The 24,224-nt window shown below is 51.6% G+C and carries 28 protein-coding genes and 1 riboswitch; of the genes, 21 read left to right on the top strand and 7 right to left on the bottom strand.

What is annotated here, in order from left to right; translation table 11 throughout:
• Positions 1–26 precede the first annotated feature (26 nt).
• On the top strand, positions 27–848 hold the full coding sequence (locus tag R70723_RS17020) for a (2Fe-2S)-binding protein (RefSeq protein WP_047171152.1): 822 nt from the start codon (positions 27–29) through the stop codon (positions 846–848).
• Positions 849–1,006: 158 nt separating this feature from the next.
• Positions 1,007–1,918 carry a UDP-N-acetylmuramate dehydrogenase gene (murB, locus tag R70723_RS17015; RefSeq protein ID WP_039873638.1) on the top strand — a complete coding sequence of 304 codons (912 nt, stop codon included), beginning with the start codon at positions 1,007–1,009 and terminating at the stop codon, positions 1,916–1,918.
• 65 nt (positions 1,919–1,983) lie between these two features.
• Here murB and R70723_RS17010 read toward each other — a convergent pair whose 3' ends face one another.
• Positions 1,984–2,325: a protein YmzB gene (locus tag R70723_RS17010; protein ID WP_039873637.1), complete on the bottom strand. Its 342-nt coding sequence runs from the start codon at positions 2,323–2,325 to the stop codon at positions 1,984–1,986.
• Positions 2,326–2,493: 168 nt separating this feature from the next.
• Positions 2,494–2,537, top strand: a riboswitch (PreQ1 riboswitch).
• A 76-nt stretch (positions 2,538–2,613) separates the two neighbouring features.
• On the opposite strand from R70723_RS17010, the gene queF reads away from it, so the two are divergent.
• From queF to R70723_RS16965, 9 genes are all read left to right on the top strand, one after another.
• The gene (gene queF, locus R70723_RS17005; protein WP_039873634.1) at positions 2,614–3,114 is read left to right on the top strand and encodes a preQ(1) synthase; all 501 of its coding nucleotides are present in this window, start codon (positions 2,614–2,616) and stop codon (positions 3,112–3,114) included.
• Positions 3,115–3,144: 30 nt separating this feature from the next.
• On the top strand, positions 3,145–3,807 hold the full coding sequence (gene queC, locus R70723_RS17000; RefSeq protein WP_039873632.1) for a 7-cyano-7-deazaguanine synthase QueC: 663 nt from the start codon (positions 3,145–3,147) through the stop codon (positions 3,805–3,807).
• The gene (locus R70723_RS16995; protein ID WP_039873630.1) at positions 3,807–4,289 is read left to right on the top strand and encodes a 6-pyruvoyl trahydropterin synthase family protein; all 483 of its coding nucleotides are present in this window, start codon (positions 3,807–3,809) and stop codon (positions 4,287–4,289) included. The genes queC and R70723_RS16995 overlap by 1 nt, the downstream gene beginning before the upstream one ends.
• Positions 4,282–5,004 (top strand): 7-carboxy-7-deazaguanine synthase QueE, encoded by a 723-nt coding sequence (queE, locus tag R70723_RS16990; RefSeq protein ID WP_039873628.1) that lies wholly within the window; start codon positions 4,282–4,284, stop codon positions 5,002–5,004. Before R70723_RS16995 ends, queE begins: the two co-directional genes overlap by 8 nt.
• A gap of 221 nt (positions 5,005–5,225) precedes the next feature.
• Entirely contained in the window at positions 5,226–5,747 is a 522-nt protein-coding gene (locus R70723_RS16985) for a cysteine hydrolase family protein (protein WP_039873627.1), read from the top strand.
• Entirely contained in the window at positions 5,744–6,589 is an 846-nt protein-coding gene (locus tag R70723_RS16980) for a VanW family protein (RefSeq protein WP_231574742.1), read from the top strand. The genes R70723_RS16985 and R70723_RS16980 overlap by 4 nt, the downstream gene beginning before the upstream one ends.
• A 101-nt stretch (positions 6,590–6,690) precedes the next feature.
• On the top strand, positions 6,691–7,827 hold the full coding sequence (locus R70723_RS16975) for a zinc-dependent alcohol dehydrogenase (RefSeq protein ID WP_039873625.1): 1,137 nt from the start codon (positions 6,691–6,693) through the stop codon (positions 7,825–7,827).
• Positions 7,828–7,960: 133 nt separating this feature from the next.
• The gene (locus tag R70723_RS16970) at positions 7,961–8,875 is read left to right on the top strand and encodes a DMT family transporter (RefSeq protein WP_039873624.1); all 915 of its coding nucleotides are present in this window, start codon (positions 7,961–7,963) and stop codon (positions 8,873–8,875) included.
• Positions 8,876–8,915: 40 nt separating this feature from the next.
• A complete protein-coding gene (locus R70723_RS16965) occupies positions 8,916–9,752 on the top strand; it encodes a class I SAM-dependent methyltransferase (RefSeq protein WP_039873623.1) in 837 nt (278 codons plus the stop codon).
• 104 nt (positions 9,753–9,856) lie between these two features.
• On the opposite strand, the gene R70723_RS16960 is transcribed toward R70723_RS16965, so the two are convergent.
• Positions 9,857–10,744, bottom strand: a complete 888-nt coding sequence (locus tag R70723_RS16960; protein ID WP_052421360.1) for a LysR family transcriptional regulator — start codon at positions 10,742–10,744, stop codon at positions 9,857–9,859.
• Between the two features lie 252 nt (positions 10,745–10,996).
• Between R70723_RS16960 and R70723_RS16955 the strand changes: the two genes are divergently transcribed.
• From R70723_RS16955 to R70723_RS16925, 7 genes are all read left to right on the top strand, one after another.
• Positions 10,997–11,950, top strand: a complete 954-nt coding sequence (locus R70723_RS16955; protein ID WP_039873622.1) for a phosphate ABC transporter substrate-binding protein PstS family protein — start codon at positions 10,997–10,999, stop codon at positions 11,948–11,950.
• Between the two features lie 147 nt (positions 11,951–12,097).
• Positions 12,098–12,949, top strand: a complete 852-nt coding sequence (gene pstC / locus R70723_RS16950; RefSeq protein WP_231574929.1) for a phosphate ABC transporter permease subunit PstC — start codon at positions 12,098–12,100, stop codon at positions 12,947–12,949.
• A complete protein-coding gene (pstA, locus tag R70723_RS16945) occupies positions 12,946–13,842 on the top strand; it encodes a phosphate ABC transporter permease PstA (RefSeq protein WP_039873618.1) in 897 nt (298 codons plus the stop codon). The genes pstC and pstA overlap by 4 nt, the downstream gene beginning before the upstream one ends.
• Positions 13,843–13,878: 36 nt before the next feature.
• Positions 13,879–14,652, top strand: a complete 774-nt coding sequence (gene pstB, locus R70723_RS16940; RefSeq protein ID WP_039873616.1) for a phosphate ABC transporter ATP-binding protein PstB — start codon at positions 13,879–13,881, stop codon at positions 14,650–14,652.
• Positions 14,653–14,765: 113 nt separating this feature from the next.
• A complete protein-coding gene (locus R70723_RS16935) occupies positions 14,766–15,485 on the top strand; it encodes an MBL fold metallo-hydrolase (protein ID WP_039873614.1) in 720 nt (239 codons plus the stop codon).
• Positions 15,486–16,061: a TetR/AcrR family transcriptional regulator gene (locus R70723_RS16930; protein WP_039873612.1), complete on the top strand. Its 576-nt coding sequence runs from the start codon at positions 15,486–15,488 to the stop codon at positions 16,059–16,061.
• Between the two features lie 44 nt (positions 16,062–16,105).
• Positions 16,106–16,795, top strand: coding sequence for an AlkZ-related protein (locus R70723_RS16925; protein WP_039873610.1), 690 nt, complete (start codon positions 16,106–16,108; stop codon positions 16,793–16,795).
• A gap of 86 nt (positions 16,796–16,881) precedes the next feature.
• Here the strand turns inward: R70723_RS16925 and R70723_RS33445 are convergent, their stop codons facing one another.
• The 3 genes from R70723_RS33445 to R70723_RS16915 form a co-directional block, all read right to left on the bottom strand.
• Positions 16,882–17,055, bottom strand: a complete 174-nt coding sequence (locus tag R70723_RS33445) for a hypothetical protein (RefSeq protein ID WP_156123824.1) — start codon at positions 17,053–17,055, stop codon at positions 16,882–16,884.
• Positions 17,056–17,258: 203 nt separating this feature from the next.
• On the bottom strand, positions 17,259–18,488 hold the full coding sequence (locus R70723_RS16920; protein WP_039873609.1) for an aminopeptidase: 1,230 nt from the start codon (positions 18,486–18,488) through the stop codon (positions 17,259–17,261).
• Positions 18,489–18,521: 33 nt separating this feature from the next.
• Entirely contained in the window at positions 18,522–19,754 is a 1,233-nt protein-coding gene (locus R70723_RS16915) for an aminopeptidase (protein WP_039873607.1), read from the bottom strand.
• A 165-nt stretch (positions 19,755–19,919) separates the two neighbouring features.
• On the opposite strand from R70723_RS16915, the gene R70723_RS16910 reads away from it, so the two are divergent.
• A complete protein-coding gene (locus tag R70723_RS16910) occupies positions 19,920–20,195 on the top strand; it encodes a hypothetical protein (RefSeq protein WP_039878919.1) in 276 nt (91 codons plus the stop codon).
• Between the two features lie 53 nt (positions 20,196–20,248).
• Here R70723_RS16910 and R70723_RS16905 read toward each other — a convergent pair whose 3' ends face one another.
• Positions 20,249–21,595: a TrkH family potassium uptake protein gene (locus R70723_RS16905; protein WP_039873605.1), complete on the bottom strand. Its 1,347-nt coding sequence runs from the start codon at positions 21,593–21,595 to the stop codon at positions 20,249–20,251.
• A gap of 151 nt (positions 21,596–21,746) precedes the next feature.
• Here R70723_RS16905 and R70723_RS16900 point away from each other — a divergent pair, with 151 nt between their 5' ends.
• Entirely contained in the window at positions 21,747–22,208 is a 462-nt protein-coding gene (locus R70723_RS16900; RefSeq protein ID WP_231574741.1) for a GNAT family N-acetyltransferase, read from the top strand.
• Between the two features lie 38 nt (positions 22,209–22,246).
• Positions 22,247–22,753 carry a GNAT family N-acetyltransferase gene (locus R70723_RS16895; protein ID WP_052421359.1) on the top strand — a complete coding sequence of 169 codons (507 nt, stop codon included), beginning with the start codon at positions 22,247–22,249 and terminating at the stop codon, positions 22,751–22,753.
• 74 nt (positions 22,754–22,827) lie between these two features.
• Here R70723_RS16895 and R70723_RS16890 read toward each other — a convergent pair whose 3' ends face one another.
• Positions 22,828–24,147: a hemolysin family protein gene (locus R70723_RS16890; RefSeq protein ID WP_039873604.1), complete on the bottom strand. Its 1,320-nt coding sequence runs from the start codon at positions 24,145–24,147 to the stop codon at positions 22,828–22,830.
• Between the last annotated feature and the right edge of the window lie 77 nt (positions 24,148–24,224).

The raw sequence follows: 24,224 nt of genomic DNA, 5'->3' as shown, positions 1-24,224 counted from the left end.
GGGAAGCAACAGGAGGAGGAAATGAGATGACAGAAGCACAGCAGCAGGAACAGATAAAGGACTTCAGCAGCAAGTTTGATTTGCATCCCGGCATACCTGAAGGCACCGTGTATTCCTTTAATGCCGGGGAGATGGCTGATGAAGCCGGAATGAGCGCTTTTGTTGAATGCTACAGGCCGCTGATTAAAGGTCTGGATGATAAGGTGGCAGCAACGTATTTTGCCGGAGCTTTCGGTAATGTGGCTCTTGCAGTCCAATACGCGCTCACTGTATATTCTTCAGTTCCTGTAATCAGTCTGTCTGCACTGTCCGTGCATCTCATTCCGTCCCAGGGGTACTGGCGTGTCGCCTTCTCTCTGGAGGACTGGTCTTTTGAGCCGGCTCCGGCCGAAGCAGGGCAGCGGACAGAGTGGCGTAATGAGCAGCTGAGCCAGTTCTACCGGGATACGGCTGCCCCGCTGCTAACCATGCTGTCCCGTGTCACCGGTCTGGCCGGGGGCGAAATCTGGGGACAGCTGCCCACCAAATTTAATTATTATCTTGAAGTCTTTACTTCCGGTGGCCTTCCTGTCAGCCTGCTGGATACCCTGCTGGATGACTACAGGTATCTGTGCGAAGAAATGCCGGCAGAGATATTCGGCTTGAAAAGAAATCCGTTTCAGGTCAAGGTGCGCAAGATCGAATCGCTGGCTGAGCCGGATAAGACTGTGAATATGCGCAACCGCTGCTGTCTCTATTACCGGACCGAAGGCGGAAGCTACTGCTATACCTGCCCGCGGCTGAAAGAGGAAGAACGGTCCGCACGCCGGACGGAATACCGGAAGACGGCATCTGCCGGACATGCATAGCTATAATATTTCGTAAAATGTCCGCATAAGCTCTATTATCACAGCAGCAGCAACAGGCTCCCGTCATTGACAAGGGAGCCTGTTCGTTGTTACAGTTGTGGATGCCATCAATCAGGCTGATCACCGGATCATGTATTGATTATAAAGGAGCATGAAAGATGAACATAAGCCAAACCGAAAAGGATTTGCAGCAGCTTCTTCCGGCTGGAACGGTAAGAAGCCGGGAAATGCTGAAGACCTATGTGTTTACACAAATCGGCGGCATTGCCGACATTCTGGCAACACCTGCGAGCTATGAGGAAATTCAACGTGTGGTTACATATGCCAGGGAGCATAATATCCCTTTAACCGTGCTGGGCAACGGATCTAACGTTATTATCCGTGACGGCGGAATCCGGGGAATTGTGCTGTATACTTCTATTTTGGATAAGATGACTATAGAGAACGGCCTCCTAGTTGCCCAGTGCGGAGCCAAAATTATCGACGCATCAGCCTTTGCGCTGGAGCAGGAGCTGACAGGTCTGGAATTCGCCTGCGGTATTCCCGGAACCGTAGGCGGGGCGCTGTATATGAATGCCGGTGCTTACGGCGGTGAGGTCAAGGATGTGCTGCACAGTGCACTGGCTGTCAACAAGGCCGGAGAGCTAGTAACGCTGCAGGGTGAGGAGCTGCAGTTTGGTTACCGGCACAGCATTTTTGCCGGCGGGGACTATACTGTGCTGGAGGCGCGCTTTGCCCTGCAGCCGGGAGATCCGGCAGCTATCAAAGCCAAGATGGATGAGCTGACCTATCTGCGGGAGTCGAAGCAGCCGCTGGAATATCCCTCCTGCGGGAGTGTATTCAAACGGCCTCCGGGCAGGTTTGCCGGTCAGCTTATTCAGGAGAGCGGACTGCAGGGTGTCAGAATTGGCGGGGCCGAGGTATCTCTCAAGCATGCCGGCTTCATTGTGAACGCAGACAATGCTACGGCCAATGACTACATCGGGCTGATCCATCATGTCCGTGCTGAGGTCAAGAATAAGTTCGGTATCGAGCTGGAGACAGAAGTCAGAATTATCGGTGAAGACTGAACAGGAGGAGGCCGCAGCACATGTGCTGCGGCCTCCTGTTATTGTTGCCCTATTGTTATAGAACGTTATGCCTGACCAAAAGCGATGGTATATTTAGCACGGTCTGTCTGCAGCTCCGCCTTGTCCGCTTCTGCGGAATGCAGCTGCAGGCCGCTGACTGCGATTTCATAGCTGGGCTGCGGGAGAGGCACAAGCTCTCCGTCCCCGTTCAGCGTATTTCCGCTTCCTCGGAGGATTAAGGCATCTCCAAGATAATCGTCGATTACATCCTCTGAGCTCCGGTAATCCACAGACTCCAGGCTGAAATGAACGGTGTCTACGTCGTCAAGCTCTTGCTTGGTTATGACAACCGTCTGTCCTGCTGCTGAGGCTAACCATTCTTTAAGCTGCTCTACGGCTTGTTCCATAAGCTATCCCATCCTTTATGTAGGAGATTATATTTTAAGTTACCCCTTTCGGTGCAATTGAATCCATCCGTTATCATTAATCGTTGAGCAGATGCATGTGCTTGCCAGCGGAAGGGGAAACATGATATAGTTCACCAGTACAAAAATAAGAAGATTCTGTGCAGCTGCACAGGAGAGGTTCGCAAACTCCCTCTATAAAAAACTATTTAGTAGAGCCAAGTTTTCGAAATCTCGTTCTTCTTTCCTATTCCGGCAGCAAGCCGGGGGAAAAGAGAGGGGTTTTTTGTCATGTCAGAAGGCAGACTGAAAGAGGAAATGCCGGAGGTAACCCTGCTGGGTAACCAGGGAACCAAATATAATTTTGGTTACGACCCGGAAGTGCTGGAAGCGTTCGATAACAAGCATCCCGGCCGCGATTATTTTGTCAAATTCAATTGTCCGGAGTTCACCAGTCTGTGTCCGGTAACCGGGCAGCCCGATTTCGGCGTGATGTACATCTCGTACATTCCCGATATCAAAATGGTGGAATCCAAATCACTCAAGCTGTACCTGTTCAGCTTCCGCAATCACGGCGATTTTCATGAGGACTGTGTCAACATTATTATGAATGACCTGATCTCCCTGATGAATCCGCGTTATATTGAAGTGTGGGGCAAGTTCACACCGCGCGGCGGCATCTCCATTGATCCTTACTGCAACTGGGGGCGTCCGGGTACCAAGTATGAGGCCATGGCCGAGCACCGGCTGATGAATCATGACCTGTATCCTGAGAAAGTGGACAACCGGTAGACAGAAGGCAAGGGAGGAGAGAATAAACGTATGAATAAAAAAGCACTCGTCGTATTCAGCGGCGGACAAGACAGCACCACCTGCCTCGTATGGGCACTTCAGCAATTTGAAGAGGTGCAGGTCGTTACTTTTAACTATAACCAGCGTCATGCGGCAGAGATAGAGGTAGCCAAAGAGATTGCCGCTACCTTCGGCGTAAAGCAGCACATTCTTGATCTGGGACTGCTTAATCAGCTGGCGCCTAACGCGCTCACCCGGGATGATATTGCGATTGAAGCGGGGGAAGACGGAGAGCTGCCGAGCACCTTTGTGGACGGACGCAATTTGCTGTTCCTGTCGTTTGCAGCCATTATGGCGAAGCAGCTGGGCTATGCAAACATTATTACGGGAGTGTGCCAGACTGACTTCAGCGGTTATCCGGACTGCCGGGATGTGTTTGTAAAATCATTAAATGTGACACTTAACCTGTCAATGGATTATGAGTTTGTTATTCATACCCCGCTGATGTGGCTCGATAAAAAAGAAACCTGGAAGCTCGCCGACGAGCTTGGCCGGTTCGATTATGTCCGTGAGCATACCTTGACCTGCTATAACGGCATTATCGGCAGCGGCTGCGGCACCTGTCCGGCCTGTCTGCTGCGCCAGCGCGGGCTGGAGCAGTATGTGGCGGAACGAAAGCAGGGTGATCTGTAATGCTGGGTGAAGTAACAGTCTGCAAAATATTCACCTTTGACTCTGCACATCAGCTGGTCGGGCATAAAGGTAAATGCAGCAATCTGCACGGGCATACGTATAAGCTGGAGGTTATGCTCAAAGGCAAGCCCCTGGCGGAGGCCGGGCATTCGGATGAGGGCTTCGTCATTGATTTCAGCGATATAAAGGCGACCGTACAACAGCAGCTGGTGGACCGGCTGGATCACGCTTTTCTGGCCATGGGCAATGAGCCTGTGCTGGAGACGCTGAACCAGACCGGCTCCAAGGTGGCGCTGCTGGGCTTCCGTACCACTGTCGAGAATATGTCTGCCTATATCGCCCACCGGCTGAAGCTGGCTGAGCTGCCGCTTTATTCAGTGAAGCTGTGGGAAACGCCGACCTCCTGGGCGGAGGTGCTGGCTGAGGATATTCCGGAGGACGGGCCGGCCTACCGGCTGCACGGAGGCTGTGATTGTGAGTAAAATTCCTGTAATTGAAATTTTCGGCCCGACGATCCAAGGAGAAGGGGCCGTCATCGGCGTCAAAACGATGTTCGTCCGCACCTACGGCTGTGATTACCGCTGCGGCTGGTGCGATTCCGCATTCACCTGGGACGGCTCCGCCAAGGATAAGGTGCAGCTGATGGAGCCGGAAGCGATCCTGGCTGAGCTGCTGGCGCTTGCCGGCGATAACTTTGATTGTGTAACGATCTCCGGCGGCAACCCGGCTCTGATCGGCGAGGGTATGGCTGCCTTTGTGAAGCTGCTCCATGAACGCGGCATCCAGGCGGCCATCGAAACCCAGGGCAGCCGCTGGCAGGACTGGTTCTATGATATTGATGTGCTGACCATCAGTCCAAAGCCGCCCAGCTCGGGTATGCCGACAGACTGGGGGAAGCTGGATGATATTATTGATAAGCTGCAGCAGGCGGGCAAAGCAGCCCATAGCCTGAAGGTAGTTGTATTCAACGAGGAGGATTTTGCTTACGCACGGGAAGTTCACCGGCGTTATCCGGAGATTCCGATGTTCCTGCAGCCAGGAAACGAGGATGTCACGGAGCCGGGAGATATCTCTGCCCGTCTGCTCGGCCGGCTGGAGTGGCTGTTCAATCTGGTCATTGGCGACCCGGCTATGAACCGGGTAAGAGTACTCCCGCAGCTGCATGCGCTAATCTGGCATAATAAACGCGGGAAATAGCTGCAACCGGCTTAAGGGTCATGTACACCATCTGAGGATGGCTGCACATGACCCTTTTTTTAGATTGATATTGAATGTCATGAATCACTACTATAGTATTAGAAGAGTTATTTATTGGAATTTATGCTGTCTCTGCGCTTCCGGATGCAGTCCGGTTCACAGCTTGTATGCAGGAAGCAGTTGTATCTTAATCTACCATTAAATCTAAGGAGGAATTATTAATGACTACGGCATTATTGATTATTGACGTGCAGGAAGCGATGTTTTCATATCCTGGAATGAGCCTTTACGACGGGGAACAGGTCATGGACCGTATTGTTGCACTGCTCGGTAAGGCGCGCTCGGCGGGAGTGCCGGTTGTCTACATACAGCATACGGAGGATGAGGAATATACTAAAGGACTGCCTACCTGGGAGATCAGCAGCCGGATCACTCCCTTGAGCAGCGAGACTGTAGTGGAAAAGCCGACCTGGGATGCGTTTCACCGCACAACACTGCATGAGGAGCTACAGCGCCTGGGGGTCACCGAGCTTGTCATCTGCGGCATGCAGACAGAATTCTGCCTTGATACTACCTGCCGGCGTGCTTACAGCATGGGTTACCGCAGTACTCTGGTTCAGGATGCGCACAGCACGTTTGATAACGCGAATTTCAGCGGGGAAGAGATTGTGCGCCATCATAACGGGGTGCTCGGCGGAAGATTCGCCAGCCTTCGCCCGGCAGACGAAATCGATTTTGCATGAGTAAAGCCAAAGCTGCAATGAAGCCGATCCGCCGCTCAAGACTGAGGCTGTTTGCCGGGAAGCGGTACTACACCTGGAAAAGATACTGGCAGTGGCTGACCGCCTCAGGTACAAGGGCAAGGACTCACAGTGCGGAGGTGCTGGCTTATACAGCCGCCGCTCATGCGACCCCGCTGCTTCGTAAGCTTCGTAACGTGGACATGCAGCTGCAGTATAACAAAATAACTAACCTGAAACTGGCGGCAGCGAGGCTTGACGGACTGCTGATCAGGCCGGGTGAAACCTTCTCCTACTGGCAGAGCATCGGCAAGCCGACCCGCCGTAAAGGTTATCTGGACGGTATGGTGTTATTCTATGGCGGGTTCCGCTCCGGAACGGGCGGAGGCCTCTGCCAGCTGTCGAATCTGATCTACTGGATGGCTCTGCATACCCCGCTGACAGTAACGGAGCGGCACCGCCACAGCTATGATGTGTTTCCGGATGAGAAGCGTACCCAGCCCTTTGGCAGCGGTGCGACCTGTGCTTATAACTATCTGGATTTGCAGCTCACCAATCATACGGAGCATACCTATCAGCTGAAGCTATACCTGGATGACGCTCATCTGCACGGGGAGTGGAGATGTGATGCTGAGCAGCTGTATCAGTATGAAATTTATGAAGCGGAGCATGTAATCAGCCTGGAGCCGTGGGGCGGTTATATCCGCAGCAACCGGATCCGCCGCAGAGTGCTGACGCGCAGCGGAGAGCTGGCCGGAGATGAGGCTGTGGCTGACAATCATGCGCTGATGATGTATTCGCCGCTGCTGTATCCGCCTGCAGGGACGGAAGAAGGGGCGCTGTAAACATTGCTAAACTTTCTGGATCGGGGATAATCTGCAGGATTTTGGGGTTATAACATAATAGGCTTTGTTATAACCCTACTTTCGAAGGAGTGGTCCTCATCATGAAAGCTGTTACTTACCAGGGAAAGAAGAAAGTGGAAGTAAAAGAAGTTGCTGATGCCAAGCTTGAGAAAAAGGATGATATACTGATCCGGGTAACCTCTACAGCCATTTGCGGCTCGGATCTGCATATTTACAATGGGGCAATTCCGGGCATGCATGATGATTATGTCATCGGGCATGAGCCGATGGGGATTGTTGAGGATGTCGGGCCGGATGTAACCAGAGTCAAAAAAGGGGACCGCGTTATTATACCGTTCAACGTCGCCTGCGGACACTGTTACTTCTGCCAGCATGAGATGGAGAGCCAGTGCGATCACGCGAATGATGCCAAGGATACCGGCGGTATGCTCGGTTATTCCGATTCGTACGGCGGATTTGCGGGAGGGCAGGCAGAGCTGCTTCGTGTGCCTTACGGTAACTTCGGGCCGTTTGTGGTTCCGGAGGATGCGGAGATGGAGGACGAAAAGCTGCTGTTCCTGTCTGACATTGTGCCGACTGCCTGGTGGGGCGTTGAGCATGCAGGAGTAAAGCCGGGAGATACAGTTATTGTACTGGGCTGTGGTCCGGTCGGGCTGCTGACCCAGAAGTTTGCCTGGATGAAGGGCGCTTCGCGGGTTATTGCTGTTGATCATGTGCCATACCGGCTGGAGCATGCCAGACGGACCAACAATGTGGAAATTTTTAATTTTGAAAAGATCAAGGACATTGAAGTCCATCTGAAGGAAATTACACGCGGCGGTGCAGATGTGGTTATTGACTGCGTAGGCCTTGATGCCAAGAAGACAGTGGTAGAAAAGGTAGAGACTGCTCTGATGCTCCAGGGAGGCTCACTCGGCGCATTCCGGATTGCATCGGAGGTGGTACGCAAGTTTGGTACGATCCAGCTTATCGGTGTGTATGGCCTTAACTATAACATGTTCCCGCTGGGTCATCTGTTTGAGCGCAATGTAAGCCTCAAAATGGGCCAGGCACCGGTTATCCATTACATGCCGCTCCTGTACCAGATGATCAAGGAAGGCAAGTTCGATCCTACGGATATTATCACCCACCGTCTTCCGATCAGCCAGGGAGAGCATGCCTATAAGGTGTTTGGGGAGAAGGAAGAGGATTGCATCAAGGTTATACTGAAGCCGTAGCTGAATATAAGTGTGAACAGAGACAGCCTGCCGGATTCTCCGGCGGGTTTTTTGGTTGACTGAAAGGGCAGTCAGGATATAAGCTCTAAGTTAGGTTAAATTATGGTCTTCAACCCTGAAAGGACGCTGCCCTGTGAATCTCAAAAAACCGCCGGTTCCCGTTCCGCTGCTCATGCTGACCGGTATTGTGGCCATCTCATTCTCCGCTATTTTTATAAAATGGTCATCTGCACCGGCTTCCATACAGGGGATGTACCGGCTATTATTCACCTCGCTGCTGATGCTGCCCTTCGTCCGGCCTTACAGCGGGGCTGCCTTCGCGCTTAAGAAGAAGGATTGGCTCCTGCTCGGATTCTCCGGCTTCATGCTGGCACTGCATTTCCTGCTGTGGATGGGCTCGCTCAAGTTCACCTCTGTAGCGAGTTCAACGATGATTATGGCGCTGGAGCCGGTATTCATTATGATCGGTTCATATGTGCTATATAAGGAAAGAAGTACAAAAGCTGCGATTCTCGGCCTGGGGATTGCCATTTTTGGGACAGTGTTCATCGGCTGGGGCGACATCGGGCTGTCAGCAGATAATCTAAAAGGTGACCTGCTGTCGCTCGGCGGTACAATCGCGGTCTCCGTACATATGATGGTAGGCCAGCGCCTGGTCTCCCGTATGCCTTCTTATTTGTACAGCCTGATTGTTTTTCTCTCCGCTTCTGTAGTGTTTGCCGTTTACAACCTGGCTGCCGGCATCCCTTTCTTTGACTATCCGCCCAAGGAGTGGGGGATTTTTGTGCTCTTGGCTATAGTACCTACTGTATTTGGCCATATCCTGTTCAACTGGCTGCTGCAGTATGTGTCGGCTACGACAGTATCCATGAATATTCTGGGTGAGCCGGTCGGTGCCAGCATCCTGGCGTTCGTGCTGCTGGGTGAAAGACTCAACAGCCTGCAATGGGCAGGCGGCATCCTGGTCATGAGCGGACTGGCAGTCTATTTGTATGCCGGCCGCAATAAAAAAGCACCGGCGGCAGAAACACTGCCGACAGCATCATAGGTAATTCCATTTCAAATGTATAAAAGGGGTATTTAATATAATGAATGAACAGAATTTGAATGAACAACAGGAACCGCAGACTGCGGTTCCATCCAGTGAAGAGACCTGGAACGAGGATACGTATGCTGCCTGGACAAGCAGATTCGGGACACCGGCAGAAGCGGCTGCTAAGCTGAAGAAGGACCCGCAGGGCAGATTGTTCCCGCTTAATAATTACCTTGGGGAGATTGAGGGCAGGAAGATTATGAACCTCATGGGCTCGAACGGGATGAAGGGGGTTGCGCTTGCTCTGCTTGGTGCAGAAGTAAGTGTGGCTGATTTCTCCGAGGCTAATGCCAGATATGCTGCAGAGCTGGCAGAGGCAGCCGGAGTTGAGCTCAATTATCTGGTGTCAGATGTTCTGAAGCTGCCGGAGGAGGTGCTGGACGGTTCTTATGACATTGTATTTGCCGAAATGGGCATCGTCCATTACTTCACCGAGCTTGCACCGTTTATGGATACGGTCTGCCGGCTGCTTACTTCCGGAGGCCGGTTCGTCCTGCGTGACTTTCACCCGGTTACGACCAAGCTGATTTCCTCAAAAGGGTCCACCGCCAAGGTGCGCAAGCATAAAGTGGACGGCGATTACTTCGACACAACACTGGAGGAGAAGAAGGTATCCTACTCCAAATATCTCCCGTCTGCCGGCCAGGTGCCCGGAAGCGAAGTGAAGCAAAGTGTCGTGTACTGGCGGCGCTGGACACTCGGCGAGCTGGTGACGGCTGCGGCGCGCAGCGGGCTTATCATCAGCGAGCTGGCAGAGGAGCCGAACCTGTCATCGGATGTGTATGACAAAGGCATCCCCAAAACCTTTACCCTGGTAGCCGAAAAGAGATAGACCTAAATAAACGGACTGTTCGTCAGTGCTTTTCTGAAAGCTGACGGAACAGTCCGTTTTTTGTTATCTATTTTATTAATGCTATTAAATATTAACCTGATGATTTAATTTATACCTGATGCCGTATCTAAAAAAGCCTGCTGCAGTGGCGTTAATGCCTGATCCTTGCGCCAGGCGATTGCAAAACGCGTAGCTGCCGGCTTAATGCCGGGAAGCGGGGCGCAGTGCAGGCTGCCTAAAGCCAGCTCTGCGGTGATGCCGGCTTTGGAGAATATGCCTATGGTTCCGCCCTCCATGACCATCCCTTTATAGGCTTCAGGGGAGTTTACAACAGCATGATTCCACAGCCGTACAGTATTGGCCTGCGCCCAGCTGTCCGCTGCATTAGCCAGATATGAGGCCTGCTCATGCTGAATCCAGGGCTCAAGTGCTACAAGCTCTGGCGTCAGCACTGCTTCCTGCGCCAAGGGATGATCCGGCGCGAATATGAGCACCGTCTCATCCGCTGCGATATCCTGTGTCTGAAAGGCTTCATTGTCATTGTCCGTCATATGAAGCACTGCCAGCTGAATATCCCGGCTGCGCAGCCGCTCCCTGAGTGAAGCGTCATTGTGTACGTTCATTGTGACATCGATCCCGGGATGAAGGTGAATGAATCGGGAGAGTATTTTTGGCAAAGTATATGTACCAGGTATATAGGAAGCTTCCAGCTCCAGGTTCCCGGAAGTGAGGGAAGAAAATTGTTTGACACTGCGCTCGGCCTCTACAGCAAGCGATACAATCCGCACTGCATACTGGTAAAGCGCCCGTCCGGCCTCCGTTAACAAAACTCTGCCGCTGCGGTATTGGAACAGGGAGGTCCCGAGCTCTGTCTCCAGGCTTTTCATATGAAAGGACACGGTGGGCTGCTTAAGGCCGAGCTCGGCGGCGACATCTGTAACTTTTTTATATTTTTCGATCAGGACTACGATTTGCAGTTTGGTTATATTCATGACTTTCCTCCGCTTAAATGGTGAACAGATGTTACTTTATCTATCTAATATAGATTATATCTATAACAATATACATTTTCTATTAGTATTTTTATCTTTCGCTTTACAAAACGAAGACTTTTCTCTAACGAACGAGCTCTAGAATAAGAAGAGTAAAGCGGAGAGACAACATAGAGGAAGCTTCCAAAGTGAGTTTTGTAGAAGCAGATTCAATGGTGCACTAAAACACAAACTTTAGGAGGAACAAAATCAATGCAATTCAGAAAATCGTGGATCATGGCTCTGGCACTAACAAGCGTAGTAGCACTTTCGGCATGCGGTAACAGCAATAATGCGGCAACTAATAACGGGGGCAATAACGCAGCTGCGACAAACACACCTACAGAAAGCAGCAGTGGTGCAGATTTAAGCGGATCGATTCTGGCTTCAGGCTCTACAGCATTACAACCATTGGTTGAACTGGCAGCTGAAAGCTTCATGGATGCTAACAGCGGCGTTGATATTCAGGTTCAGGGCGGCGGCAGCGGTACCGGTCTTACCCAGGTTTCTGAAGGCCAGGTAGATATCGGTAACTCTGACGTATTCGCAGAAGAGAAATTGAAGGATGCCGATGCTGCAAAAGCGGAAGCACTCGTTGACCATCAGGTAGCGGTTGTTGCAATCTCAGCAGTATCCAACCCGGATGCAGGTGTTGACAGCTTGACTAAACAGCAGCTGGTTGACATTTTCACTGGTAAAATCACTAACTGGAGCGAGGTTGGCGGTGCCGACCAGGCGATTCAGATCATCAACCGTCCAAGCAGCTCCGGTACACGTGCTACCTTTGAAGCCTTCGCACTTGGAACGAAGACAGAAGACCTTCAAGGCTCTGTACAAGAGGATTCCTCCGGTACCGTTAAGAAAATGATCGGTGAAACTCCGGGAGCGATCGGTTACCTGGCACTGTCCTACCTTGATGAAACGGTTAAGACTATTAACTACGACGGTGTTGAACCTTCCGTAGACAACGTAGTGAGCGGTGACTATCCGGTGTGGGCTTACCAGCACATGTACACTAACGGTGAACCTAATGAAGTTGTAAAAGCATTCCTTGATTACATGCTGACGGATGAAGTACAGAACGGTGATGTTGTTGAGCTGGGTTACATTCCTGCTTCAGCAATGCAGGTTTCCCGTGATGTTGAAGGTAACGTAACAGCGAAATAAACAAGGCTTTACACAGGATATTATCCAGTAGAACTTCATGTGAATTAGAGGCGGAGCTCTTCTGCCTCTCTTTTCACTTTAGAAAGAGGGAGCATCTTGCGGGGAAAAACAAACAAAAAAAAGATCGAAAAACATCATATTGAGGACATGGTTGGACGTATTTATATGTCCTTTTGCGTACTGCTTCTAATCGTGATCATTGTTTCAATGGTCTATTTCGTAGCGTCCAAAGGTTTAGCTAACTTTATCAGCGGCAGAGTGAGCCTGACTGATTTCCTCTTTGGGACAAAATGGGCGCCTGAAGCAGCTACCCCTTCCTTCGGGGCACTGCCGTTTATTTCCGGTTCATTCCTGGTAACACTGCTTGCAGCGCTGATTGCAAGCCCGCTGAGTATTTGTGCAGCACTGTTCATGACTGAAATTGTCCCTGGGTGGGGGAAAAAGCTGCTGCAGCCGGTAATTGAGCTGCTCTCCGGTATTCCATCCGTCGTATACGGCTTTGTAGGCCTCAGTGTTATTGTTCCATTCCTTCGGGATACGTTTCCCGGCCAGGGCATCGGGGTTGCTGCAGGCGCGCTTGTGCTGTCGGTCATGATCCTTCCGACGATAACAAGCGTGGCTGCAGATGCGCTTTCTTCTTTGCCGCAAAATTTGAAAGAATCTTCATTTGCGCTTGGTGCCACCCGCTGGCAGACGATCTCACGGGTCATTCTCCCGACTACAATGCCGGCCATCATGACCGGCGTAGTGCTGGGGATGGCCCGCGCGTTCGGTGAAGCGTTGGCTGTCCAGATGGTTATAGGTAATGCGCCTTTCGTGCCGCGCTCACTCTTTGAATCGGCCTCCACGCTGACGAGTGTCATTACGCTCAGCATGGGGAACACAACAATGGGGTCGACGTTAAATAACGCGCTGTGGAGTATGGCGCTGGTTCTTATGCTGATGACGTTTGTATTCGTCCTCCTCGTAAGAATGCTCGAAAGGAGAAATAAGATTTGAAGCCGAAAACAGCAGACAAAATAGCCACTACCTTCATCGTCTTTTTCGCATTGCTTATTGTAGCCATACTGATTGGCCTTTTGGGTTACATCCTGGTACGGGGGCTCAACCATATCAGCTGGGATTTCTTAACCTCTGCACCACAAAAAATCCGTGCAGGCGGCGGGGTAGGGCCGCAGCTGTTCAACTCGCTCTACCTGCTCGTGCTGACCTTGCTTATTACAGTTCCGCTCGGCCTTGGCGCCGGTATCTTCATGGCGGAATATGCCCGTCCCGGCAAGCTTACGAACTTTATCCGGCTGATTGTGGAAGTACTGTCGTCCTTCCCTTCGATCGTCGTCGGCCTGTTCGGCCTCTTGCTGATCGTGAACTATTTTGACCTCGGATTCTCATTGATTTCAGGCGCTATCGCCCTTACGTTCTTCAATCTGCCGCTGATGGTGCGGATTACGGAGCAGGCTTTCCGAACAGTACCGAAAGCGCAGAAGGAAGCCGGCTTCGCCTTGGGGCTGTCCAAGTGGAAGATTGTAACCTCGGTGCTGTTCCCGGTAGCTCTGCCTACGATCATTACCGGAACCATCCTGTCTGCAGGCCGTGTATTTGGTGAAGCTGCAGCACTTATGTTCACTGCCGGAATGAGCAGCCCGCGTCTGAATTTCTCAGACTGGAATCCGCTGCATTCCAACTCACCGCTGAACCCGTTCCGTCCGGCTGAGACGCTGGCGGTTCATATCTGGAAAATTAACAGTGAGGGTCTTGCACCTGATGCGATACAAATTGCAGCCGGAGCTTCGGCGGTACTCGTAATAACAGTGCTGCTGTTCAACCTGCTGGCCCGTTTCTTCGGAAGATATATCTACCGGAAGCTGACAGCATCCAAAAGAGTAAACTAGCAGGTATTCATTAGAGATAAACAGGAGGAGTAAGAGATGGGAACAGCGGCAGCGGTGCGCGAATCATTTCAGACAGAGAACCTTAGCATTTTCTACGGGACTTACGAAGCGGTAAAGGGAATTAGCCTTCCTTTTGCCCAAAATACAGTTACAGCGTTGATCGGCCCCTCGGGCTGCGGTAAATCGACCTTTCTGCGTTCGCTGAACCGGATGAATGACGATATTTCCGGCTCAACAACCAAGGGCAGCATCTGGATTGACGGAGTGGATATTAATGCTCAGGGTACAGATGTTATCAAGCTGCGCCAGAAGATCGGAATGGTCTGGCAGAAGCCGAATCCGTTCTACAAATCCATTTATGACAATATCGCCTTTGGTCCAAAATATCACGGCATCAAAGGTAAAGCTGCGCTGGATGAGATTGTTGAGAGCAGCCTGCGCCGCGCCGCCCTGTGGGATGAGGTCAAGGACCGGCTGAAGGATTCCGCGCTTGCCTTGTCCGGCGGCCAGCAGCAGCGTCTGTGCATCGCCCGCGCCTTATCGGTTAACCCGCAAATCCTCCTGCTCGATGAGCCTGCTTCCGCACTTGACCCTGTATCCACAGGCAAGGTGGAGGAGCTGATCAAGGAACTCAAAGAGGAGCTGCGCATTGTTATCGTTACACACAATATGCAGCAGGCAGCACGTATTTCGGATTACACGGCTTACTTCTATCTTGGTTCGCTTGTGGAATATGACAGGACCGAGAAGGTATTCAGCAATCCGGAGAACCAGATGACCCAGGAATACATTATGGGCCGTTTCGGCTGAGTCCGGTTAGGCATGAAAGGAAGCATCCTTAGGGGTGCTTCTTTTTTTGCTTGTAAAACTAATGGTATTAGTTTATATTGTAACTAATATCATTAGTTTTGTGGAGGGATATTATGAGAACTACTCATATTGGAGATTTAGTGCAGCTTACCTGGCTGCCGAATTTTTTTCCTGTAAATTGTTATCTTGTTGTCGAAGAAACGGAGCTGACTCTGATTGATGCAGCCATGCCCTTTAGCGTAAACGGCATTCTTTCCACTGCCGCCAGACTAAACAAACCGATTACACGAATAATTCTGACTCATGCCCACGGAGATCATGTGGGGGCGCTGGATGAGCTGAAGAGACGGCTTCCTGCAGCGAAAGTATATATATCTGAACGGGATGCAGCCCTTTTAAGAGGAGACCGGTCGTTACGGCCGGATGAGCCGCAGACACCCATTAAAGGATCAGTGCCTAACAAGCTAACGACCAGACCTGATGTTGTGCTCAAGGATGGTAATCAGGTCGGCTCCCTTCAGGCCATCAGCACACCGGGCCATACTCCGGGATCGATGTCCTTTATGGACAGCCGCAGCAGGGCAATCATTGCCGGCGATGCCTTCCAGGCTTTCGGCAGGACGGCTGTAGCAGGCACCGTAGTGCCGTTCTTTCCTTTTCCGGCCATGGCAACCTGGAATAAAGAGCAGGCGCTGGCAAGCGCCATTAAGCTCAGAGAGCTGTCACCGGCTGTACTGGCGGTAGGACATGGCAATCTGCTGACAGAACCCGCCGGGGAAATGGAGCAGGCGATCCGGAAAGCGCAGCACTCCCTCGGCAAAGGAGGCCGTTAAATGTCTCCCAGAGCCGGATTGGACACACAGACACTGGTGCTTGCCGCTGCGGAGCTTGCGGATGAGCACGGGATGGAAGGAGTGACGCTGGCCTTGCTTGCGGCCAAGCTGGGCGTACGTTCCCCATCCCTGTATAATCATGTTAACGGGCTCAAGGAGCTTCGCACTCTGCTGGCTGTATACGGGCTTAAACAGCTGTATACAGAGATGTCAGCCTCATTGGAGGGAGTAAGCGGCGGAGAGGCGATCCATTCCATGAGCAGGGCATACGTTGCTTTTGCGGAGCGGCGCCCCGGATTGTACGAAACTACCATACAAGCGCCGGAAGCAGGGAATACAGCACTGGAGGAGGCAGGTGACGAGGTACTTCGCCTGATCATCGAGGTATTGTCCGGCTATGAGCTGGGCACGAGCGGAGAGCTGCACGCGGTACGGGGACTGCGCAGCATTCTGCACGGCTTCTCGTCTCTGAAGAACAAGGGCGGGTTCGGAATACCGCTGGATCTGAACGAGAGCCTGACCCGGCTGATTGAATCGTACCTTGCCGGAATCGGCTGTATGAGAACCGGAGATTAACACACAAGGCCTGTAAAGCGGGCAAATATTAAGGAGGAATGGCAATGAGCAGTTCAGAAGGACACACGATTGTAACCACCTTTGAGGAAATGACGGAGGTAGTATCCAGATTGGGGATTCTTCCGCTTGCCCAGCTGATTCCGGGGCATCCTTCGCTTAACGGGCTGACTAAGGCTGAGAATTGGCATACCGGGTCAGAGCTTGATCCTTGGTCCTGGCGGGCCAGATTTCCCGGCGAAGGTCTGGCGGGCTACGGCAAGTTCATCCGCAAGAAGGCCATTCTGGTCTCCAGGGAATGGTTCCCGGCCTTTGTAAAGGCTGTGGGAAGCCCGACGGAGCTGGAAGAGCGGTACAACAACGGGCTGGCCAGCAGGGAGGCCGTACAGCTGCTGCAGATCATCCGCGGCAATGAGGGGATAGAGACACGCGAGCTTCGTACACTGGCGGAGATGAGAGCCAAGGAGAAGAAGACCGCATTTGATAATGCCCTGAACGAGCTGCAGGGCACAGCAGATATTGTGATCTCAGGAGTCAAAGCCCGGCTGAATGCAGAAGGTGAGGTCAACGGCTGGAACAGCACTTCGTTTGAGACGGCCGGACACTGGATGAAGGAGAACAGCCTGCACGTCTTCGGAGGATCGCGTGAAGAAGCCTCAGAATGGCTGCAAACGGCTATGGAAGCCCGGTGGTCGAATGAGGCCAAGGTGTGGATCCGTAAGGTGCTGTCTCTATAAAAAACGAGGGATGTCCCGTTGGCCGGAAACGGCCGGCAGAACATCCCGGTAAGCGCTTACCAAAACGATTATATAGTCAGTCAGCCTTACAGCATGGGCGCCAGATAGGCAATCAGAAAATAAAGGAATCCGAATAAAAGCATGATGTAGGCTGTGTATTTGATTGCGTTGGAGGCTACGATGCTTGCGTCCGTCGGCGGCTGAAGCTTGGGGCGCCCGGTTTCGGGCTGCTCCTGCTCCGGGGACATCGACTCTTTCATAGCGTTCCCTCCTACTATTCATGGATTATATTTAGCAATACAATCCTTAAATGTATTGTGACATATTTGTGAATAAAATTCAACGATATTGTGAACGAATTTTGAGCGAAAGGTTGAAATTGAGCAAAAAGCCCCCTGTTGTGCTCGGCGAGCACAGCAGGGGGCTTACTATTTGCAGCATAAACAGTATCGCAGAACTGATTCTATGCCCAGTTTCCGGAGCGGAAGATTGGCTCTGACTTGCCGTCATCAGTAATACCGTCAATGTTCATCTCAGGTGAACCCATCATAAAGTCCACATGAGTAAGGCTGTGGTTCATTCCATGCTCAGCAAGCTGATCCTTGGTCATATGAATACCATCCTGAAGCGTGAAGGCGTAAGCCGCTCCCAATGCCAGGTGGCATGAAGCATTCTCGTCATACAGGGTGGTAAAGTATAGAATGCCGCTCTCGGAGATCGGGGAGTGGTAAGGAACCAGGGCAACTTCACCGAAGTATGCCGCACCTTCATCCATAGCCAGCAGGGAAGCCAGCGCTTCATAGCCTACCTCTGCCGTGAAGTCGGTTACTTTTCCGTTCTCAAGGGTTAAAGTAAAGCGGTCAATAATATTACCGCCGTAGCTTAGCGGCTTGGTGCTGCTGACGGTACCGTTCGCACCGGTCTTGAGCGGTGCTGTAAATACCTCTTCAGTCGGAATGTTGGCGAGAAACGGCACGCCGCGGCCGTTAACCGCACCGGCCTGACACCAGATATGTCCTTCCGGCAGCTCAAGAGTAAGATCAGTGCCGGGAGCCGTGTAATGCAGCTTGCGGTATTTCCGCTCATTCAGGATATCACAGCGCTGCTTCAAGCCGCCAAGGTGCCGGCTCCAGGCTTCAACCGGGTTCTCCTGATCGGCGCGGACCGCCTTAAAGATTGCATCCCACAGCAGTCCAACCTGTTCTTCAGGTGCGGCATCCGGGAACACCTTCGCCGCCCAGGAAGGCGACGGGTAGGCTACGATGCTCCAGCTGATCTGATTGGACATCAGCATTTCACGGTATGCAGCCATAGCTGTACCGGCTGTACGCTGATTATCGGCAATCCGGCTGGCTTCAATGCCATTCAGCAGATCCGGGTTAGTGGATACTACGTTCAGGAAAGCCGCACCCTTTTTACCCAAATCCTCCAATTCATCCGCATGCCACTTAGGCGGCTCCAGAAAGCTTTCGGCCGGGGCAAGCTCATATCGTGCCCGTGTTACCAGCTCATCGCTGTAATTCACTTTGACCTGCTTAGCTCCTGCTTCATAGGCCTGACGTACAATCAGACGCACCAGCTCTGCAGACTCGATATCTGCATTGATAACCAAGGTTTGGCCCTGTTGGACGTTGACTCCGATTTTTACTGCAAGCAGTGCGTAGTTATCCAGCTTTTGCTTGAAATCCAGCATTGGTCCAGCTCCCCTCAAATGTCTCTGTTTAGTTTAAAATGCCCAGTTTCCCTGCAGGAAAACAGGCTCCTGTGAACCGTCTTCATTGATTCCGTAGATGTCCATCTCAGACGAGCCGATCATGAAGTCAACATGGGTCACACTGGTGTTAAGGCCGTTTGAAACCAGCTCATCCTCGGTCATTTCTTTACCGCCTTCCAGACAGAAGGCATAAGCTGTACCGATCGCAAGGTGGTTGGAGGCATTTTCATCAAACAGGGTGTTGAAGTACAGGATGTTCGATTCGGAAATAGGTGACTTGTGCGGCACGAGTGCAACCTCACCCAGATACTTGGCGCCTTCGTCGAGACCAATCAGATACTCCAGTGAATCCTGGCCTTGCTCGGCACTGACACTGATAATACGGCCGTTCTCAAAGGTGATGGAGAAGCCGTCGATAATATTACCGCCGTAGCTGAGCGGCTTGGTGGCTCTGACTGTTCCGTTGACTCCGGTCTTAAGCGGTGCTGTAAAGACTTCCTCGGTTGGCATATTGGCAACAAAGGAATGGCCCTTGGCATTAATACTGTCGCCTTGTGCCCACAGATGGCCTTTCGGCAGCTCAATTGTAAGATCGGTACCCGGTGCTATGTAATGCAAGCTTTTGTATTTCTTGGCGTTAAGGACGTCAGCCTTCTGCTCCAGCGTGTCCAGATGCTCCTGCCAGGCGGCAACAGGATCTTCGCGATCCAGGCGTACCGTATGGAAAATAGCCTCCCAAAGCTTATCTACGCGTTCCTCAGCCGGTGCATCCGGGAATACTTTATCTGCCCAGGCCTGCGACGGGATGGCAACAATGCTCCAGCTGACCTTGTCAGACATCTGCAGCTCACGGTATTTTTTGAGGGCGGCTCCGCGTGTCTTCTGGAAGTTCGCAATCCGCTCCGGATCAATACCCTTCAGGGCATCCGGGTTCTCTGCGATTACATTCAGGAAGGCTGCACCGTTCTCGGCAAATTCCGTTACTTCACCGGCGAACCAGGTAGGTGCTTTGGTGAAGACTTCAGGAGCGGCATGCTCGAACTGCTGGCGGGTAACAAATTCATCGCTCCAGTTCACTTTAACCAGACTTGCTCCCAGGCTATACGCTTTGGCAGTAATCAGGCGTACAAATTCGGCTCCGGCAACCGGTGCATTCACAACCAGAGTCTGGCCCGGCTGGACGTTAACGCCAACCTCAACGGCAAGGTCTGCATACTTACTCAGCTTTGCTGCAAAATCAGTCATTGGTTTTCCTCCATATTTTTTCTATTTTTACTTCTGTAAAGCATTGTACTAAATTATTAACCGCCGGATGAAAAAAGTCAATTGCGCCGTAAAGAGAGGGAATTTAACGTATATAAATGCTATACTGTGAATGTGAGATTGATCAGAAGAAAGGCAGGAAGCAGCATGAACGTGGAAATTATTAAGGCAGAGCTGAAACGTGAGGAGGACAAGAGCTTTATCGGGAGAACCGTGTTCACCGTAGAGCAGCACACCTCCCCTTATGAGATTACCTTTTTCAGCAAAAGAGGCAGTGAATGGGATTACAGCCTGAGCTTTGCCGGAGAACCGGGCAGTGAGGAGCAGTTCCTGGAGGTGGACGGGCTGCTGGAGAATGATGATGATTTCTTTAACCAGCTGCTGGATGCCGCTCTGGACACCCAGGAGGAGCCTGCAGAATAACAACAAAAATGCGACTCTTAGGGCATCAGCTGCCTGCTAAGGGTCGCATTTTGTTATCCGATCGTAATATTGCCTTCGGGATAGCGGAAGAGCTCTTTGTTCTTCTTGGGCTTAATTGCATAGGCCAGCGTAAGCGGGCCGGTACGGCCGACAAACATCAGGATGATGACCAGTATTTTACCCGGGGTGGTCAGCTCAGGTGTCAGGCCCATCGTAATGCCGGAGGTGCCGAAGGCGGATACCGCCTCAAACAGCACAGTCAGGAAATCAGCACTTTCCGTAACGGACAGCAGCATGGTGGCAATAACGATTAGCATTAGAGAGAGGAGTGTCATCGTAATCGCTCTATAGACATTGTCTTTGGAAATCCGGTGCCGGAACATGACGATGTCCTCTTTGCCTCTGATTTTGCTGTAGGCGGTGACGACCAGGATGGCAAAGGTGGTGATTTTGATCCCGCCGCCGGTGGAACCCGGAGCTGCGCCGATGAACATCAGCAGGATCATCATAAACTGCGTCGATTCGCGCAGCAGCGGAATATCAATCGTTGTCACACCGCCGGAGCGCGGGGTTATGGCCTGCAGGAAGGACGCCATAATTTTGCCGCCGGCGTGCAGTGGTTTAAGAGCCTGATTCAGCTCCAGCCAGAAAAAGATCGCCGCGCCGACAAGAATGAGTGCTGCCGAGGCAGAAAGCACGACCTTGGAATGCAGAGTCAGCCGTTTGCGCTTCGGGAAGTCAACGATATCAGACAACACGATAAAGCCGATTCCGCCGAGGAAAATCAGCAGCATGGACGTGATATTGACTATCGGGTCCTCCACATAACGCGTAAGCCCGCTGAACGGCCCGTGAACATCACCGAACAGGTCAAAGCCGGCATTGTTGAAGATAGAGACGCTATGGAAGAGCCCGTAATAAAGCGCCTTGCCGGCAGGCATATCCATCAGGAACCTGAGCGAAAACAGCAGGGCCCCGATGAGCTGAATGACCAGGGAGTAGATGAGCACCCGGCGGATCAGCTTTACAATGCCCTGCATAGAGTTCTGATTCATTGATTCCTGAAGCAGAAGGCGTTCCTTAAGGGAGATTTTTTTATTCAGCACCAGCGTAATCAATGTGGCCATGGTAACAAAGCCAAGCCCCCCGAACTGGAACAGCACCAGCAGGACGATCTGGCCAAACACGGTAAGCTGGGTTCCGGTATCGATTACGGCAAGCCCGGTTACACAGGTTACAGACGTGGCCATGAATAAGGCATCGATAAAAGAAATCCGTCCACTGGTTGAAGCGGCCGGCAAGCAGAGCAGGAGTGTCCCGATTGCAATCAGCGCTATGAAGCCAAGAGACAGTATTTTGGGCGGTGTCAGTTTTAAATGCCCCAGTGATATATTAGCCAAACCATCAATCCCCCGAAGTCTTGTAATTATCCTTCAAGATTATAGCATAAGTAGCTGCCGGTCACTAAGGGGGCAGGAGAAGGGGAGATTGAGTCGAATAATTTTGATTATGTTAAATTGTGCTGTTTACTAAGAGGAGGTTATGCTTGCTGTGACAAGTCCGATTCTGAATCAGTTTGGTGCCATCAGAGAAGCATTGCCGCAGGATGCCGGCGCGCTCGAAGCCTTATACCGGCAGCTGCTGCCGGATCATTCCGACATCCGGGTATCTCCGGACCGGCTTAGCGCCATCCGCACAAATCCGGACAGCTTTTTGTTAGTCTATGAGATACAAGGTGAGATCGTAGCTACGGTGCATCTACATCTGTGTATGGATGCGCTATGCAGCGACCGCCCTTTCGCTGTTATTGAACGTGTCGTGACTGCCTCACATGTACGCGGGCAGGGATTAGGAGCCATTCTAATGCGTCATGCCGAAGAAACGGCTAAGAGCCGGGGAGCCATAAAAGTAATGCTCTCAAGCAATGCCCGCAGGGCAGACGCCCACCGTTTTTATGAACATCTGGGCTATGACGGCGGGGGCAGCCGGCTGTTTAAGAAGTACCTGGATTAAGTAAACCAATAACCTGAATTGTAACGGAGGATTTTATAATGCGTTTAATATACAGAGAGCTTGTTCCGGATGATGCCGGCAGCCTGCTCAGCCTGCAGCACTCCTTGGATGAGGAGACGGCATTTATGCTGCTGGAGCCGGAGGAACGGCAGACAAGTGTGCAGCAAGTCAGAGAGAGAATTGAAAGCACGGGGAATTCGGCGAATTCTATTCTGATCGGTGCCGAAGCAGACGGTGAGCTTGCCGGATACATATCGGTAAGCGGCGGGGAGCTGAAACGGATCAGGCACAGCGCCTATATTGTTATCGGTATCCGCAGACAGTTCCAGGGCATGGGAATCGGCAGCGGACTATTCCGGGAGATGGAGGCATGGGCGCGCGCCGAAGGGCTTGTAAGGCTGGAGCTTACAGTTATGGCGCATAACGAGCGGGGTATTGCGCTCTATAAGAAATGCGGCTTTGAGATCGAAGGGATGAAGAAAAAGTCGTTATACATAGACGGAGAATGGATAGACGAATATTATATGGGCAAAATTCTTGAATAGCTTATCTGCATAGCTGTAAGGCACAAATAAAGGCGCTTCCGTCACAGGAGCGCCTCTTGGTATTGTATATAATATTATTCCGATAATTGCCCTTCAGTGTCTTTCTCGCCGATAAACACTTCGACCTTGCGGATCCGGTTCTTGTTCATTTCACGGACAGTCAGTGTAATATGCTCATGATTAATGCTCTTGCCGATAGCAGGCTCAGCCATATGGCTATACAGCCAGCCGCCGATCGTGGTTACTTCATCATCATGCAGGTCGATACCGCCGCGCTGTTTAAGCTCCATCAGAGACACCTTGCCGTCGAACAGGTAGCGGGATTCATCCAGCTGCTCCACATTTTTGCTCTCGTCACCGTCGAATTCGTCACGGATTTCGCCGACGATCTCTTCCAGAATATCTTCAATCGTGATAAGACCGGAGGTTCCGCCGTATTCGTCAAGCAGCAGAGCGATATGTACGCGTTCCATCTGCATGCGGGTCAGCAGGGTCTTGACCGGAGTTACCTCAGATACAGTCAGAAGCGGCAAGATCAGTTTTTTGAAATCAAACTCAGTATTATTATTGTCGTATTGCAGATACAGCTGCTTCGTATTGATCATCCCGATAATATTGTCTTTACTGCCGTCCGCCACCGGGAAGCGGGTATACTGCTCTCTGCGGATAATATCAAAATTCTCCTGCAGGGAGTTGTCAGTGAACAGGCAGATCATGTCGGTACGCGGCACCATAATTTCTTTTGCCAGCATTTCGTCAAAATTAAAGATCCGGTTCACATAACCATATTCGGCTTTGTTAATCTTGCCGTTCTCGTAGCTCTCGGAGAGGATCAGTCGGATCTCTTCTTCAGAGTGCGCATCTCCGTGCTCGCTGGCCGGTTTCATACCGAACAGGCGGACGAGCATATTGGCCGAGCCGTTCATCAGCCAAATTAAAGGGTAAAGAATTTTGTAGAACCAAATGATCAGCGGTGAGGTAAATTGACCGATTTTTTCCGGAATGTTAATGGCAGCTGTCTTAGGAGCAAGCTCACCCACAACAACATGCAGGAATGTGGCAATGATAAATGCCAGTGCGAATGCGATAGGCTCACTTATACTGTGGCTGACATCCGCCATATCGAACAGAGGCAGAATCAGCTGCTCAAAGGCCGGTTCAGCGAGTGCCCCGATCCCGAGTGCAGTAATCGTAATCCCGAGCTGACAGGCTGAGAGATAACCGTCGAGGTTAGCCGCTACCCGCTGCACAGCCAAAGCATTCTTCTTGCCGTCGAGGACCATCTGGCTTACCTGGCTGCCTCTAAGCCGTACCACTGCAAATTCCGTCGCTACAAAAAAAGCGGTTAAAACAATCAAAATAGCCACCAACGTCAAACTGAGTCCTATACCCATAAAATCTTTACCATCCCTCTCGTCGTTAAAATAGGTTATACTCATATTATGAGTTCATATGAACTCATTGTACGAAC

This window comes from Paenibacillus sp. FSL R7-0273 (assembly GCF_000758625.1).
Taxonomy (GTDB): domain Bacteria; phylum Bacillota; class Bacilli; order Paenibacillales; family Paenibacillaceae; genus Paenibacillus_AQ.
The sequence above is the reverse complement of the archived record's forward strand: the minus strand, read 5'-3'. Positions and strand labels throughout refer to the sequence as shown.